Annotated in this window: 14 protein-coding genes and 1 pseudogene; 4 read left to right on the top strand and 11 right to left on the bottom strand. The window is 60.7% G+C overall.

From position 1 onward, the window contains the following. The first annotated feature begins 87 nt into the window (after nucleotides 1-87). Nucleotides 88-1,179, top strand: a complete 1,092-nt coding sequence (locus TY51_RS01045; RefSeq protein ID WP_042244715.1) for an aldo/keto reductase — start codon at nucleotides 88-90, stop codon at nucleotides 1,177-1,179. A gap of 396 nt (nucleotides 1,180-1,575) precedes the next feature. Beyond that, a pseudogene (gene gfa, locus TY51_RS20680) lies at nucleotides 1,576-2,139 on the top strand (S-(hydroxymethyl)glutathione synthase); the annotation flags it as partial. A gap of 578 nt (nucleotides 2,140-2,717) precedes the next feature. Here the strand turns inward: gfa and TY51_RS01035 are convergent. The 9 genes from TY51_RS01035 to TY51_RS21555 form a co-directional block, all read right to left on the bottom strand. Next, nucleotides 2,718-3,785: a nitronate monooxygenase family protein gene (locus TY51_RS01035; RefSeq protein WP_042244711.1), complete on the bottom strand. Its 1,068-nt coding sequence runs from the start codon at nucleotides 3,783-3,785 to the stop codon at nucleotides 2,718-2,720. A gap of 163 nt (nucleotides 3,786-3,948) precedes the next feature. Further along, entirely contained in the window at nucleotides 3,949-4,626 is a 678-nt protein-coding gene (locus tag TY51_RS01030; protein ID WP_042244710.1) for a UPF0149 family protein, read from the bottom strand. A gap of 140 nt (nucleotides 4,627-4,766) precedes the next feature. Then, nucleotides 4,767-5,081, bottom strand: coding sequence for a hypothetical protein (locus TY51_RS01025; RefSeq protein ID WP_197054591.1), 315 nt, complete (start codon nucleotides 5,079-5,081; stop codon nucleotides 4,767-4,769). 152 nt (nucleotides 5,082-5,233) lie between these two features. Then, nucleotides 5,234-5,629 carry a hypothetical protein gene (locus tag TY51_RS01020; RefSeq protein ID WP_042244706.1) on the bottom strand — a complete coding sequence of 132 codons (396 nt, stop codon included), beginning with the start codon at nucleotides 5,627-5,629 and terminating at the stop codon, nucleotides 5,234-5,236. Continuing rightward, on the bottom strand, nucleotides 5,626-6,948 hold the full coding sequence (locus TY51_RS01015; RefSeq protein WP_042244704.1) for a recombinase family protein: 1,323 nt from the start codon (nucleotides 6,946-6,948) through the stop codon (nucleotides 5,626-5,628). The genes TY51_RS01020 and TY51_RS01015 overlap by 4 nt, the downstream gene beginning before the upstream one ends. Beyond that, nucleotides 6,945-7,397: a DUF2924 domain-containing protein gene (locus tag TY51_RS01010; protein ID WP_042244702.1), complete on the bottom strand. Its 453-nt coding sequence runs from the start codon at nucleotides 7,395-7,397 to the stop codon at nucleotides 6,945-6,947. The genes TY51_RS01015 and TY51_RS01010 overlap by 4 nt, the downstream gene beginning before the upstream one ends. A 521-nt stretch (nucleotides 7,398-7,918) precedes the next feature. Then, the gene (locus TY51_RS01005; RefSeq protein ID WP_042244700.1) at nucleotides 7,919-9,025 is read right to left on the bottom strand and encodes a helix-turn-helix domain-containing protein; all 1,107 of its coding nucleotides are present in this window, start codon (nucleotides 9,023-9,025) and stop codon (nucleotides 7,919-7,921) included. Then, nucleotides 9,025-9,210 carry an AlpA family transcriptional regulator gene (locus tag TY51_RS20675; RefSeq protein WP_081994637.1) on the bottom strand — a complete coding sequence of 62 codons (186 nt, stop codon included), beginning with the start codon at nucleotides 9,208-9,210 and terminating at the stop codon, nucleotides 9,025-9,027. The genes TY51_RS01005 and TY51_RS20675 overlap by 1 nt, the downstream gene beginning before the upstream one ends. A gap of 397 nt (nucleotides 9,211-9,607) precedes the next feature. Further along, nucleotides 9,608-10,273, bottom strand: coding sequence for a hypothetical protein (locus tag TY51_RS21555; RefSeq protein ID WP_156117819.1), 666 nt, complete (start codon nucleotides 10,271-10,273; stop codon nucleotides 9,608-9,610). Nucleotides 10,274-10,763: 490 nt separating this feature from the next. Between TY51_RS21555 and TY51_RS00995 the strand changes: the two genes are divergently transcribed. Continuing rightward, nucleotides 10,764-11,594: a TRAP transporter large permease subunit gene (locus tag TY51_RS00995; protein WP_081994636.1), complete on the top strand. Its 831-nt coding sequence runs from the start codon at nucleotides 10,764-10,766 to the stop codon at nucleotides 11,592-11,594. 35 nt (nucleotides 11,595-11,629) lie between these two features. Here the strand turns inward: TY51_RS00995 and TY51_RS00990 are convergent, their stop codons facing one another. Then, on the bottom strand, nucleotides 11,630-11,938 hold the full coding sequence (locus TY51_RS00990; RefSeq protein ID WP_042244695.1) for a DUF1153 domain-containing protein: 309 nt from the start codon (nucleotides 11,936-11,938) through the stop codon (nucleotides 11,630-11,632). A gap of 231 nt (nucleotides 11,939-12,169) precedes the next feature. Beyond that, the gene (locus TY51_RS21550; RefSeq protein ID WP_156117818.1) at nucleotides 12,170-12,331 is read right to left on the bottom strand and encodes a hypothetical protein; all 162 of its coding nucleotides are present in this window, start codon (nucleotides 12,329-12,331) and stop codon (nucleotides 12,170-12,172) included. Nucleotides 12,332-12,557: 226 nt separating this feature from the next. Here TY51_RS21550 and TY51_RS00980 point away from each other — a divergent pair, with 226 nt between their 5' ends. Next, complete coding sequence (locus TY51_RS00980; protein ID WP_042244690.1) at nucleotides 12,558-13,307, top strand: SDR family oxidoreductase; 750 nt, start codon at nucleotides 12,558-12,560, stop codon at nucleotides 13,305-13,307. The last annotated feature ends 47 nt before the right edge of the window (nucleotides 13,308-13,354 follow it).

The raw sequence follows: 13,354 nt of genomic DNA, 5'->3' as shown, positions 1-13,354 counted from the left end.
GCTCACAGGCTCATGCGAAAGGAAACGGCTAATCCTGCCCCGTGGACCAGCCTAGGATCACGTCATCGCCGCATTCAGGAGCAGATCATGCAGATGACCGACTATCGGACCTTTGGGCGTTCGGGGCTGATCGTCAGCCCGCTGACGCTTGGCACCATGACCTTCGGCGCAGGCCGGTGGGGCAGCGACATGGCCGCCGCGCGTGCGATCTTCGACGCCTATGTGTCGGCGGGCGGAAACGTCATGGACACCGCCGACGTCTACAGCGGCGGAGAGAGCGAGCGGATGCTGGGCCGGATCCTGACGGACAGCGGCCTGCGCGACCGGATCGTCCTGTCGACGAAATCCGGCTTTGCCCGTGCGCAGGGACATCCGCTGCATGGCGGGAACGGCGCGATCAACATCCGGCTGGGGATCGAGGGGTCGCTGCGCCGCCTTGGGACGGACCGGATCGACCTTTACTGGATGCATGTTTGGGATCGCACCACGCCGCCCGAGGAGGTGCTGAGGACCCTTTCGGCTGCCGTCGCACGGGGCGAGATCCTGTATTACGGGTTCTCCAACACGCCTGCCTGGTATGTCGCCAAAGTCGCGACCCTGGCGGCGGCGCAGGGGCTGCCGGGCCCGATCGGGCTGCAGAACGCCTGGTCGCTGATCGATCGCGGGGTCGAGCTGGACCTGGCACCGATGGCCGAGCATTTCGGTCTGGGCATCATGCCCTGGAGCCCGCTGGCCGGCGGGTTGCTGACCGGCAAGTATGGCCGCGACATGCTGGCCCAATCGGACCGGGCCGCGGCGGTCCCGGACCGCGCGATGGATGCGGAAGCGGGTCGCAGCGACCGTCTGAGCGGAGACAACCCCTATGGCGGCATGCTGTTCACCGAACGCAACTTTTCCATCGTCGACGTCCTGCGCGAGGTTGCCGCCGAACTGGATGTGCCTATGGCGCAAGTCGCGCTGGCATGGGTCCTGTCGCGGGGCGGTGCGACCACGCTGCTGATGGGCGCCAGCCGTGCGGAACAGGTAACGGCCAACATCGCCGCCCTGCAGGTGACGCTGTCCGACGAACAGCTTGCCCGGCTGGACGACGCCAGTGCGCTGCCGTCGCTGAACCCCTATTTCATTTTCCAGCTTCCACGGGAGGTGCTGTTCGGCGGACAATCCGTGACACCGTGGTGATGACGGGTGGATCGGGAAGGGAAGCCATCCCGGGGTTCACCGATCGCAACGCAGCGGCAATTGTTCTGTCCAGTACCAGTATACGATCCTGTAATGAAATGTGCTGCAAATAAGAGCTGGATTTTGATACCTGACTTCATCCCACCCTCACGGCGTCGGGCCATGATCTGGGCGCCGTAAGGAAACGGTCCGACGCGGCAGAGAGATGAAAGCCACTGCGCCAGAACGGAGAGCATGCTCCAATGGGCAGGCTTACGAATGGTGATCCGCTACTGGCGGAGATTATTTGTAAACCGGATGGCTCGGCCAACGTCCGGACCTTAGACTTTCTGCCAGCTTGTCCACCCTATCCACTCGCATGAAACTGAACTGATCAGGTCATCGGAGGAGAAGGCCATGGCGAACACTGAAAGTGTGCTTATTCATCCTGCCGTCGACAATGGCATAAGGCGAGGCAAACCCGATTTTTCCGGAAGCGTCCTAACTTGTCATTGCGCCAGCAATCCCGTGAAAGTCCGCGTGGGTGCGCAAACCGCGCACAACCATGTCTGCGGATGCACCAAATGTTGGAAGCCCGACGGAGCCATCTTCAGTATGGTGGCCGTGGTGTCCCGTGACGCAATCGAACTGTTGGAGAACAGCGACAAGTTGCACGTGGTCAACAAGGATGCACCAATCCAGCGTCACGCCTGCCGCGATTGTGGTGTGCATATGTATGGCCGGATCGAGAACAAGGATCATCCATTTTTCGGGCTGGACTTCGTCCATACTGAACTTTCGAAAGACGAGGGGTGGTCAGCGCCTGAGTTTGCGGCCTTCGTCAGCTCAGTCATCGAGTCCGGGGTTGATCCCTCCCGGATGAACGGCATCCGGGGACGGCTACGAGAGCTGGGCCTGAAGCCCTATGATACGTTGTCACCGCCGCTTATGGATGCCATTTCGGCACACGTTGCTAAACGACATGCGACGCATGCTCCAAAGGCAAATCAAAGCGTGACGGCAGCACCTGCTGAGCCAAAGAAAACCACGTCTCCGCCGCCGCAGCAGAACTCTGCTCCAACGCCTGCCGCTCGAGAAAGCGGATCCATCCTTACCCGGTTGCTGGACAAACTTTTCGGCACCGCCAGGCGATAAGCTGTCTGTAATCAGCCGGAGCAACGAGGCGGATGGTATCTGTCTCGTTGGTCCGGGGAAGCCTTTTGAGCGCAACGGCGCTTTAGGCTATCAGCGTTCGTGGTTGCCGCTCACAGCGGCGTTCAGCGCGCCATTGGATAGTGTGGCTTTCCCTGTCGTGTATGATCACTCAATCTGAAGAAATTTCTGGAGGGGGTGAGAGTATCGGGTTCGGTGCGTCCAACGGGGTTACCGTCGCCTAGTCATAATCTAGCGGTTACCAGCCGAACGTCCTGCGACCGATGACATGACACGGATAGACTGCAAACCTTGCGCCCGTCACAATCGTCACAGGCAGCGCAATAGCAGCGAGCAGCAGTCCCTGAACCCTTTCCCAAGATCTCTTGAAAGGGCCGGGTACCCACTTACGCCTGTGCCCGGTCCGTCATCTCTGTGGCCAAGGTCTCCACCAGCTCAGCTGCCGGAAGGCTTCTCGCACGTGATGCTTGGGAACCTGCCCACTGCGCGCCGTATGCCGTGGCGCCCTTGGCCTTCGCGACGGTGTTGACCGTCTTGGCCAGATCGTAGGCGCAGGGATAACCCGGGATGTCTGCAGGTTCGGCGTCTTCTGTCCACTGGGTAAGGGCATTGCCCAGGCAGCGGGCGGGGCGGCCGGATATTGCACGTGTCATCACCGTGTCACCGCCAAGCGCAAGTCTCTCACGGTAACCTTCATCCGCCGCGCTCTCCGGGCAACCGATAAAGGCGGTGCCCAGCTGCACTGCAGCCGCACCATGGTCCAGCATCCGGCGAACGTCGCGGCCGTCCATGATCCCGCCGGCCGCGATGATCGGAAGAGAGACTTCGTCCAGGATCGCGCGCAGCAGGTCTCGTGTTGAGAGGCATGCGTCCGGCGCAGTTGGATCGAAGACGCCGCGATGGCCGCCGGCCTCCCATCCTTGCGCAACGATGGCATTCAGGCCAGCCGCTTGGACGGCACGGGCCTCAGCAGGCGACGTTGCACTGCCTATCAGAACCAGCCCGGCCGCACGCAGCGCTGCTATCTGGTCGGGCCGAGGCAGGCCGAGATGGAAACTCACCACCCGCGGGCGCAGCGCAAGTAGGAGATGTAGATAGGCGTCAGTGTCGCAGAAGCTCTTGTAGATATCGCGAAGTTCCGTTGGCGGCTCTGCCTCGAACCGTTCGAACAACGGCACCGCCCTTGCAATCCAAGCCGCCTCGACGACGGGATCGCGCGCTGGTTTTTCGTGGCAGAAGAAGTTTACGTTGAAGGATGCAGCTGTCAGTTGCTGCACCTCCTTGATAGCCTTATGGGCCATCTCCGGACTCGCGGCACAGAGACCCAAAGCACCCAGCCCGCCGGCATTCGAGACGGCTGCTGCCATTGCCGGCGTCGCCACCCCTGCCATCGGTGCCTGCAGGATCGGGTACTTGACTTGAAGCAGATCCATAAACTCTGTTGTGGCGTTCATCGGCTTCTCCTCCCCCGGCAGGATGCGCGAGAGAATAAGCACAGATCAAGACCGCAAGACGATTATGCCGAAAATGGTGCCGCTCTGTAGGTGGTGGCGTGGCGCGACGATCCGGTCCAGCGGGAAGACCCCAGGACGTACGGCAGGTACTGTGTACTCATTATCAGCTCTTGCCACAGCATTGCTGGTAAGTGCGACCTGAACCGCAGGAACAAAGTTCGTTGCGGCCCGGACGGGTGCCCCTGACAGGAGCGTGGGACAGGTTGTCGGCCTTCATGACGATCTCTGGGCGGGACACCAGCAATATCGCGGCGATGCAGTTCGGGATCAGGTCGGGAGCCTCAAGATCAATAGCGTCGATCTCGTCTTCGGTGAACTTGCTTTTCTCTTCATTGATGTCCTGCAGGGCCATCAGGAAGATCAGGGACGACTTGGTCTCGTCATCAGCCTGTTCGAGCAATGCCTGCCAGGTGTCGGGGCGTAGGCGCAACGCGCGGGTGAACCCGTCGATCCAAACCTCCCAGAGCGTTTCATCACTGTGCGGATCAACCTCGTAGATTGGCTCGATCCATGGGGTCTTTGCCATATCCGAAGCGACCGCGTTATAGTGGGCCATCACCGCAGAGATCGTTGCTTCGGCGGTGGCCAGATCAGGGAATCCAGCATCGCCGGTTTCGCCCCAGACATGGGGGAGCCATTCCGAGGGCGGTATGAGGTCGGGGCAGGAAAGGATGCCGGTGACATAGCCATCAAGTTCGCTGACTGTCATCGGAAGGTTCTCTTGCGACACGGCCGCCAGGAGGTCGTCGAGATGATCAAGGTGCTTTTCTGAACGGCTCACGGCGGGTCTCCCTCATATCCAGGCACTGAATACCCATCCCGTTATCAGGGCACAATCCAGCACTGGGTACGGACACAATAAGCAAGCCGCGCCCTGAGGCGCGGCTTCATGGCTAAACGCGGACACGTTTCGCGCCTCGTTCAGTCCGGCGTCTTGCGGACGTAGTCCGGCGCTGTGCTGCTCCCATATCCCGTGATGGATACCACCTCGTCTGTCTGGGTAACCCAACCAGCTTCGACGAGGCGGGACAGGGACGTCTTCGCCTTCCGCTCATTCATCTCCGGAGCAGCTTCCAGACATTTAACGGCCTTCGGATAGGCGATCGTGCCGTCGGGTTCGGCGTAGCTTGCCAGCACGGTCAGGCAGCCGCACAGATGCAGATTTTGCTGCTGCACCATATGCTGCATGGCCTCGGGGTCCATCCAGGGAAGAGGTGGAAAGGTGTTCATCGTCATACTCCTTTGTTGACGTTTCGGGGTATCCAGGAGGATGCCCGGCATCGTTCGCCCTGAAGGCGTTGCCGATCATCCTCGAAGATCGGGGGACACCTGCGCGGGCGATTATCCCTGGTCAGGCGGTATGGGGACGGGAACCTGTGAGGCCGCAGCTACTGCTGCGCTGCAGGCCAGTGTGTTCGCTGGGCGGCCCAGTCTGATGGAAACGGCTCCAGCAGCCGGGGCAGGGTCATCCCTGGACCCTGAGTGCCATCGAGGATCGCCTCGACGAGATCAGGGGCAAGCAGCGTGAGCCGCAGCACCCGGGTCATGTACGAATGGGCGATGCGCTCATGCTCGGCCAACTCGCCTATCGTGGCGAAGTCACCGCTCTCAAGCAGGCGCTTCCAGCGGAAGGCGCGGCCCAGCGCCTTGACCAGGGTGCTATCGCTTCTGCGCGTCTGAGGGACCCCCTCCGGCGGCCGGATCTCCTTGCGCCCGCCGCGCTTTACCACGCGGAACGGAACATGCAGGGCGACAACGTCCTGGATCGGCGCGATCTGGTTCATGCTGCCTGCTCCGATTTCCCCGCGCGCATTTCATCTGCGAGGCCGCCCAGCCCATCAATGCGCAGTCGGACGTTCAGCCCTGCGAGGCCGATATCGATCCGCTCGACGAGAAGCGCCGCGATACGGGCCTGCTCAGCCGGGAAGAGTTCGTCCCAAAGCGGATCAAGCTGATACAGCGCCTCCCGGACGTCACGCTCGCTGATGCTTCGGTCCTGCGCCGGCGTCTGCTCCTGGGCAGCCTTCCAGGTGCCGGCGACGATCTCGGGCTGGCGGAACACGGCACGTAGCTGGTCGATGACGGCCGCCTCGATCTCCCCGGCAGGCACGCGGCCGACAGGGCAAGCGCCTGCACCGTGCTTCAGCACCGTCTGACTGACGTAGTAGCGGTAGAGCCTGCCGCCCTTGCGGGTGTGGCTGGGGGAGAAGGCGGCGCCGTCAGGGCCGAAGATCAATCCCTTTAGCAGCGCCGGCGTCTGCGCCCGGGTGCGGGCAGCACGGATGCGCGGGCTCTCGGTGAGGATGGTATGGACCTTGTCCCAGAGGCTTTGGTCGATGATCGCCACGTGCTCGCCAGGATAGCTTTCACCCTTGTGCACGGCATCACCGAGATAGACCCGATTGTTGAGGATCCGGTAGATGGCCTTCTTGTCGATCCGGTTGCCACGGGAAGTCCTGATATTGCGGCTGTCGACATCACGTGCCAGCTCGGTCGCCGAGCCAAGTTCAAGGAAGCGGGTGAAGATCCACCGCACATGCTCGGCATCCTCCTTGCGGACGACCAGCTTGCGGTCCCTGACCTCATAGCCCAGCGGGGTGTTGCCCCCCATCCACATCCCCTTCATGCGGGAGGCGCGGAACTTGTCTCGGATGCGCTCCGCCGTCACCTCACGCTCGAACTGGGCGAAGGACAGCAGAATGTTCAGAGTCAGCCGCCCCATGGACGTGGTGGTGTTGAAGGATTGGGTGACGCTGACGAAGGTCACGCCGTTCCTGTCGAACACCTCCACCAGCTTCGAGAAGTCCATTAGCGAGCGCGAAAGCCGGTCGATCTTGTAGACCACCACCACGTCCACCAACCCGTCATCGATGTCGGCTAGGAGGCGTTGCAGGGCAGGTCGCACCAGCGTGCCGCCGGAGATGCCACCATCATCATACTGGTCGCGGACCAGCACCCAGCCCTCGGATCGCTGCGAGGCGATATAGGCCTCGCAGGCTTCGCGCTGGGCGTGCAGCGAATTGAACTCCTGCTCTAGTCCTTCCTCGGAAGACTTGCGGGTGTAGACACCGCAGCGGAGCTTCCTGACAACTGGCTTGGTCATGCCCGGCTCCTGTGGTTCTTTAGGCCGAAGAATACCCAGCCATTCCACTGCGTGCCGGTGATTGCGCGGGCGAGGGCGGAGATCGACTTGTAGGGGCGACCCTGCCATTCAAAGCCGTTCAAGGTGACAGTCACGACTTGCTCGGTGCCCTGCCACTCGCGGATCAGCCGCGTTCCGGCAATGGGCATGAGGTCGGTGCGGATGCGGCTCGTCTTGCGGTCACCGCCGTCCAGCTCATCGCCCAGGCGCCCCAGACGGCTGATCGTCTCAGACTTCAAGCCGCCATAGGCGAGCTCCTGAATGCGGTAGGCCAGTCGGCTTTCCAGATAGCGGCGGTTGTAGGGCGGCGGCGCGCTGTCGAACAGCTCGCGCCACTGCTTCTTCAGGTCGACCGTAGGGGTGTCCTTGAGGGCCGCCAGGCGTGCGGGGATGGGATCAAGCTTTGTCATTCGCTTCTTCTCTGCTTTTGTTGCCCACCACTACCGCTCTGTCCGGAACGGATGTGTAGTCGCTGGATCGACGCCGTTGCGAACTGTCTCCGTAAAGTCGCTGTTGCGCATGCGGAGCCGCACAAGCCCAAGACTGAGGAGAGCGCAAAGTTCGCGCCGGCGCTCGGGCGCGGTCATACGGCCAGCGGGAAGGGGGTTAGAGCCACGGGTCATTTCACACGTCCTCGCTCAGGGTGAGACAAGCCAGCGGCTGCCAGAGCCAGTTCTGGTACAAGGGCGAGGTGTGGAGGCGGGAACTCGAAACGGAATGGAAACCCGCCGATTGGAAACGCCTGTGCCAGTGGAAACCTCCACCGTGGAAACCACCATCCAAGTGGAAACCCCGACGTATTTGCTGGAACTGGAAAACTTGCGCGCCTAAGCCCTCCGCATACGAAACTGCGCAGGAAGGACCCGAGAAGGGGGCACGTTGCTTGTCGAATACGCACCGTTTCCAACGTCGGAACTATGATGCGCACGAGCTACTCCTCCCCTTTGTGAAAGCGTAATTTGCGGCTTGCGGCGAGCGCAGCGATTGCCATCGTTAATTCGGTCTGCTCCTTTCCATTAGCAGGGTAGGGGATCTGCAGCTGATCAGCTGGTACCCGCTTTGAGGAAGGCTTGACCACCGGGAGCTGCACATCAGGCTTGTCGATTACCGTCTCAGGAGCCCCTGCCTTCTTCGGAACCTCTGCTTTGAGCTGTACGCTCCTGGTCCTGGTCGACGCGCACTTCGATTTCACCGGCATCTTGTTCACAGCTTTACCGATCGGAACCTCAAAGTACCGCCAAGTGCGTAGGAGTGGAATCTTTCCGCTGCCCTTCGCCTTCTCAGAAAGCACTGGAAGGATGTGGAGATGCAGGTCAATGCCTCTGTTGAGCCACGATTGTAGAGTTGGAAGATCGTCCGCCAGGTTTTGCCTGTTCTCTGCAGTAGCCAATGCCCCAAGCGCCTCGAAGCAGGTTGTCAGGATCTCTTCGAGCTGTGCCGTAGTAGTAGTATTTATAGTGTCTTTGTTCTGGTCGGGCGCTATTTCCGCACCCCCCGGAAAGGGTGTCCGCACCTGAGCACGGTTGACGGACCATAGAAACCGCGTCTCGCGCGTCTCCTTCAATGCGATTCTGGGGTTCGGATGGCCAGTATCGGGGATGAGTGTCCGTTCCGGCCAACCGACGATTATGACTAGGTCCGAAACCTGTGCGCCATGCAGGCCCAAGCGGCCTACGCGGCGAATGAGGCCGCGAACTTCAAACTCCTTGAGTAGCCGACGCACCGTACGGTCGCTGCAGCCTGACTCGACCGCAAGCGTCTTCTGATTACACCAGCTGACGCCATATCGGTCTGAGTGACGCGCAACGACAACCAGGACCATCCGCTGTGTGGAGCGCAGCATCGCCACAGCATGGGCCCAATCAGTCGCGGGAGTGTTGCCGGGTATCGTGCGCCGCTTCCGCGTTTCCGCCGGCATCTGAATGATCGGCTTCTGCGCGTCTGAAGATTGCTTCTCGTAATTGGCAGGTCTCGTTGCGTCGCCACCTATAGCGATATTCTCTGCAGAAAGGGCTGCGGGGTGCAATTGGTGTTTCATCACAGCGTCCTCCGCTGACGGCTGTCGAGCCAGGCCTGAACGTCGCTGCGCTTCCAGCCGATTGCCCTGGCGCCAAGACGCACAGGAGCCGGAAACCGCCCCTGCGGCACAGCTCTGTATACCCAACTGCGTCCCATTCCGATTGTCGCGGTGACGCGCGGCAACCGCCAGATTTCCTCGTCCATCTTGGTGCTCCAAGTATCTGTTGCGATCTTGAAGGACGCTAACGAACGATCCACGATGACGCGTGGATCAATAACTGGGGGGTAGTTTTTGACCCACGAAAGATCTCAAGAGCGGCCCCGTTCCGAAAGTACACCGGGCGTTCCAGCAGATGCCCTTTATCCTGGGGTGGGTGCGGCGGCGCTGGGACGCACGCCAGATGTGACCCGGCACCTCGTCTGGATTGACGCGTAATCGATGACGGTCGAGGGATTGACGGTCGCGAAGTGCAGTCGAAGTTGCCCAGCGTGAGTTTCTGAAGGGCCTTACTAAGCCTCTTCCCTTTTCGCGACACGCACGACGCTTTGGACCCGCTGAACGCTAGGCCCGCCTCTTAGTTTTCATCCGGGATACACTTCCTCAGACCACAAGAGCCCGTTTCATCCAAATTCGCTTTACGCCCGGGAAGCTGTTTGGTCTTGTTCGAAGGACTGTCATTGCCTCCGCAACGATATCGCAGGCACTGTCACGATGTTCCGAAGCATCATTTCGTGTTGGCGGCACATTAAAAATCCGGTGAACCTCATAAATCACGATGCTGATGAAGTACTCGCGCTCCACGACGTCTTTCTGCCTCCCGTCTTTGTATGGTCTGGATCTCTCTTGAAAATCGACATCGTCTTTAAACTCCCGCAGTATGGGAACTGGCCATTCACCGTGGCGGTAGAGTTCAGCTGCATGGCGAAACAGGCTATCAAAACTAGTTACGTCGCTGCTGGAAGTGGCCAGAAGATGAAGGACGTACGTTAGGTACGGGTCTTGGACGACCGCGTCCCCGGAAAAATCCGACGCCTTATCGGTCGGCCTTGCAATGATGCTCTGTGATTGGATCAGATCCAAGCCGGATAGAGTTGCGAAGTGTCTTGCTGTCGCGCTGTCTTTACGTAGCTTCCAAAGCGCTTCACAATGCTCATCACATTTCCTTTCTTCCGGAGTTAGCGCACCCCGAATAGCTTCGGAGCTCAAGATCTCCGCCAGCTCCTGGATAGCGTATTCAACAGCTTCTTTTCGTTCCAAGAGGGTCACGAGGTATCCTTGCTTCTTTGGCCTTGTGGACATTTGGCATGATTTGAGCAGGTGGACGTCAAGGACATCAAAGGCCTTAAGAGCGGCGCAAGCAATAAGAGCTACGGCTATGGCGTTGTGAAAGTAAGCTTGGCATCGGAAACCGCACACTAAGAAAAACCGGCTATCGGAAGGCGCCGGCTGACTTCCTGAGAAGCGGCGAGTGAGTCTGGCGCCTTTCCGTTGTTTGGGCAGGTTAGGCTAGGCGCGGCAAAGACTCCGACCATGACACCCGTTTCTCCCTCCCCGTTCATTGCGCGTCTGACAACGAAGGGGAATGAAATGCGACATTGGACATGGGCTGTACTTGTTGGGGGCTGCTGCTGGCGGCAGGGGCGGCGCAGGCGGAGACGCGGCAAACTTACAAATCGGCCAAAACCGGAACGTCATATTGCCAGATGGCGTCGAACTGGCCGAGGGCATCAAGGCCGCTTAAGATGGTCAGCTGGTAATGACGGTCGAGGAAAGCCAGGGGTCGGTGCAGAACGTCATGGAAGTCCGCGCGCGTGGAGCCGACTATGTCTTCACCGCGCTTCCGTCACAGGGTGCGGATGCGCAAGCCGGAAACGGCGCCTTTGAAGGCCGGACCGCACCGCAGTTTGAGGAAATCCGGGCGCTGTTTTCCATTCCGTCGCTGCGCCGTGCGGCGGGCCGGGCCGAGGTGGTGCTGGCCGGTGCCGCGCGACAGGTGTCGCTCATCGCGGCTATCATCCTATGCGCCTCGATTATCTTGGGTGTGCTTGCCATCACCGGTTTTGGGGTCAAGATCACCTCGTTGATCCTGTCGGCGTCGAACGGTGGTCTGTGGCCGTCACTTCTGTTGACCGCACTTGCCTGTCTCGTTCTGGGCATGGAGGTGCCGACGACTGCGGCCTACGTGATCTGCGTCTCGGTCGCAGGGCCGGCGCTGACCACGCTTGGTCTCGAGCCGCTGCAGGCGCATCTCTTCGTGTTCTGGTTCGCGCTTCTCTCGACCATCACCCCTCCCGTCTGCAGCGCTGTCTTCATTGCGGCCGGAATGGCGCAGGAGAACTGGCTGCGTGTGGCCATGACCGCAATGGCACTCGGTGTGGGGCTCTATCTGATCCCCCTCGGCATGATCGCGCGCCCGGACCTGATCCGACTGGCTGAGGCCCCGGGCGCCGCACTGCTTTCCGCCGGTCTGGTGGGCGGCGGGTGCATCGCCATCTCCTACGCGATCATCGGCCTGCAGAGGCCGATGTACAGGGTTGCAGGATTGGTGCTGGGTATGGCCCTGATCTTCGTAACCGTAAGCGGATAACGAGCCAGATACCCACGAATTCCTGCTAAAGGTGACTACTCTGAAGAAATGTCTGCCGCAGTGTCATTCCGCGGCTGCCGATGTTTCTGCAGGGCGGTCACTGTCAGGGCGACCTTGCCATGGGCGGCACTTGCGCGGCACCAAGAGCTGAACTCATCGTCCGAAAGTCTGTAGCGCTTCAGTGCATCCTCCCGGCTGATAAGGCCATGCGAGACGGCGAGAACCACCGTCTGCTTTCGCGATGCCACCCAGCGCGTGTCTGCATCAGGCAGATCCGCGACGCTCAGGATGTTGCCGTCATCGATTTTGACGGTGCGGGGACGGGACGACTTTCTGACGAACATGGTGAACCTCTGACATTACGATGGACGGGATCGATGCGGGCAAACTCCAATCCGAAGTCAGCGAAGCGGCTGTCGGTCGCTTATCTTCGGAGAGGCTGTTCTTGTTCGCGGCATGCAGCATGGGTCAACGCGCCGACGGTTTGCACGAAGCGCAGAATCTGTCCTACTACGACACATGTCTTATCGGCCACCATTCGGGGCGCCGGGCCGTTGGCATCTCGCTGGTCATGGTCAGGTTGCCCTGAACACACCCCATGTCACGGCCTGGTGCTGCAGCCTGTCCCGAAGGTCGCGAAACTCGGTGTTGTGAGAGTAGGCACCGATGGCGGAAAGGATCATCGCCAGGTCTTTCGCCGAAACGATTGGACGCAGATCGGTCTGGTTCTGGGGCATGGGAAAAATCCAACTCAATAAACTGTACAAATTTAACTAGCCGAGACCGGGCGTCGTGAGAACCTGCCTTTTCGCATAGGTTGTGGGCGTGCGTGTGCAGGATTCTTCAAGTTGCACCGCACCAGCATCTTGGGGTGCGCGTGGCGATATCATAGGGTTTCCCTGTTCATGGGGCCGGCGTCCTGGGTGTGGCCCTGTCATTGGAATGCAGAGAAGGAATTGAGCCATGGTCGATCTGACAGGCAAAGCGGTTCTGATTACTGGGGCAAGCCGGGGGATCGGCGCGGCGACGGCCAGGGTCCTTGCCGAGGCGGGGGCGGTGGTCGGCCTTATGGCCCGGAACGAGGAGGCGGTCTCCACGCTTGCAGACGAGATCGGCGGCGTGGTTCTGGTTGGTGATGTTGCGCGTGCCGCGGACCTGGAGCGGTCGGTGACGTCATTCTGCGATCGCACCGGGCGGTTGGATGTCCTGATCAATAACGCCGGAGTCATCGGGCCGATTGCCAGCATCGCGGATGCCGATCCTGATGCCTGGGGACAGGCGATCGACGTCAACCTGAAGGGAGTGTTCCATGGCATCCGGGCCGCGCTGCCGGTGATGCGGGCTGCTGGTGGTGGCACGATCCTGACAGTTGGTTCCGGCGCCGCCCATGCCCCGCAGGAGGGGTGGAGTGCTTATTGCGCCAGCAAGGCAGGCGCGTTGATGCTGACCCGCGCGGTGGACCTGGAGGCGAGGGCGGACGGCATTCGTGCGATCAGCCTGTCGCCCGGCACCGTGGCCACCGACATGCAGGCAGCAATCCGTGGCAGCGGGGTCAACCCGATCAGCAAGTTGGATTGGTCGGTGCATATTCCGCCGGAATGGCCGGCGCGTGCGCTGTTGTGGATGTGCGGACCGGATGCCGACGCTTTTCTGGGTTCCGAAGTGTCGTTGCGGGACGAAGGCATACGCCGGCGCGTGGGTCTGATTTCCTAAGCAGGCGCGGCAGTGAGCGCGGCTGTGACGGCTCTCCGGCCATGCCC

Source organism: Paracoccus sp. PAMC 22219, from assembly GCF_000787695.1.
Classification (GTDB): domain Bacteria; phylum Pseudomonadota; class Alphaproteobacteria; order Rhodobacterales; family Rhodobacteraceae; genus Paracoccus.
This window is presented reverse-complemented; position numbering and strand designations above follow the sequence as displayed.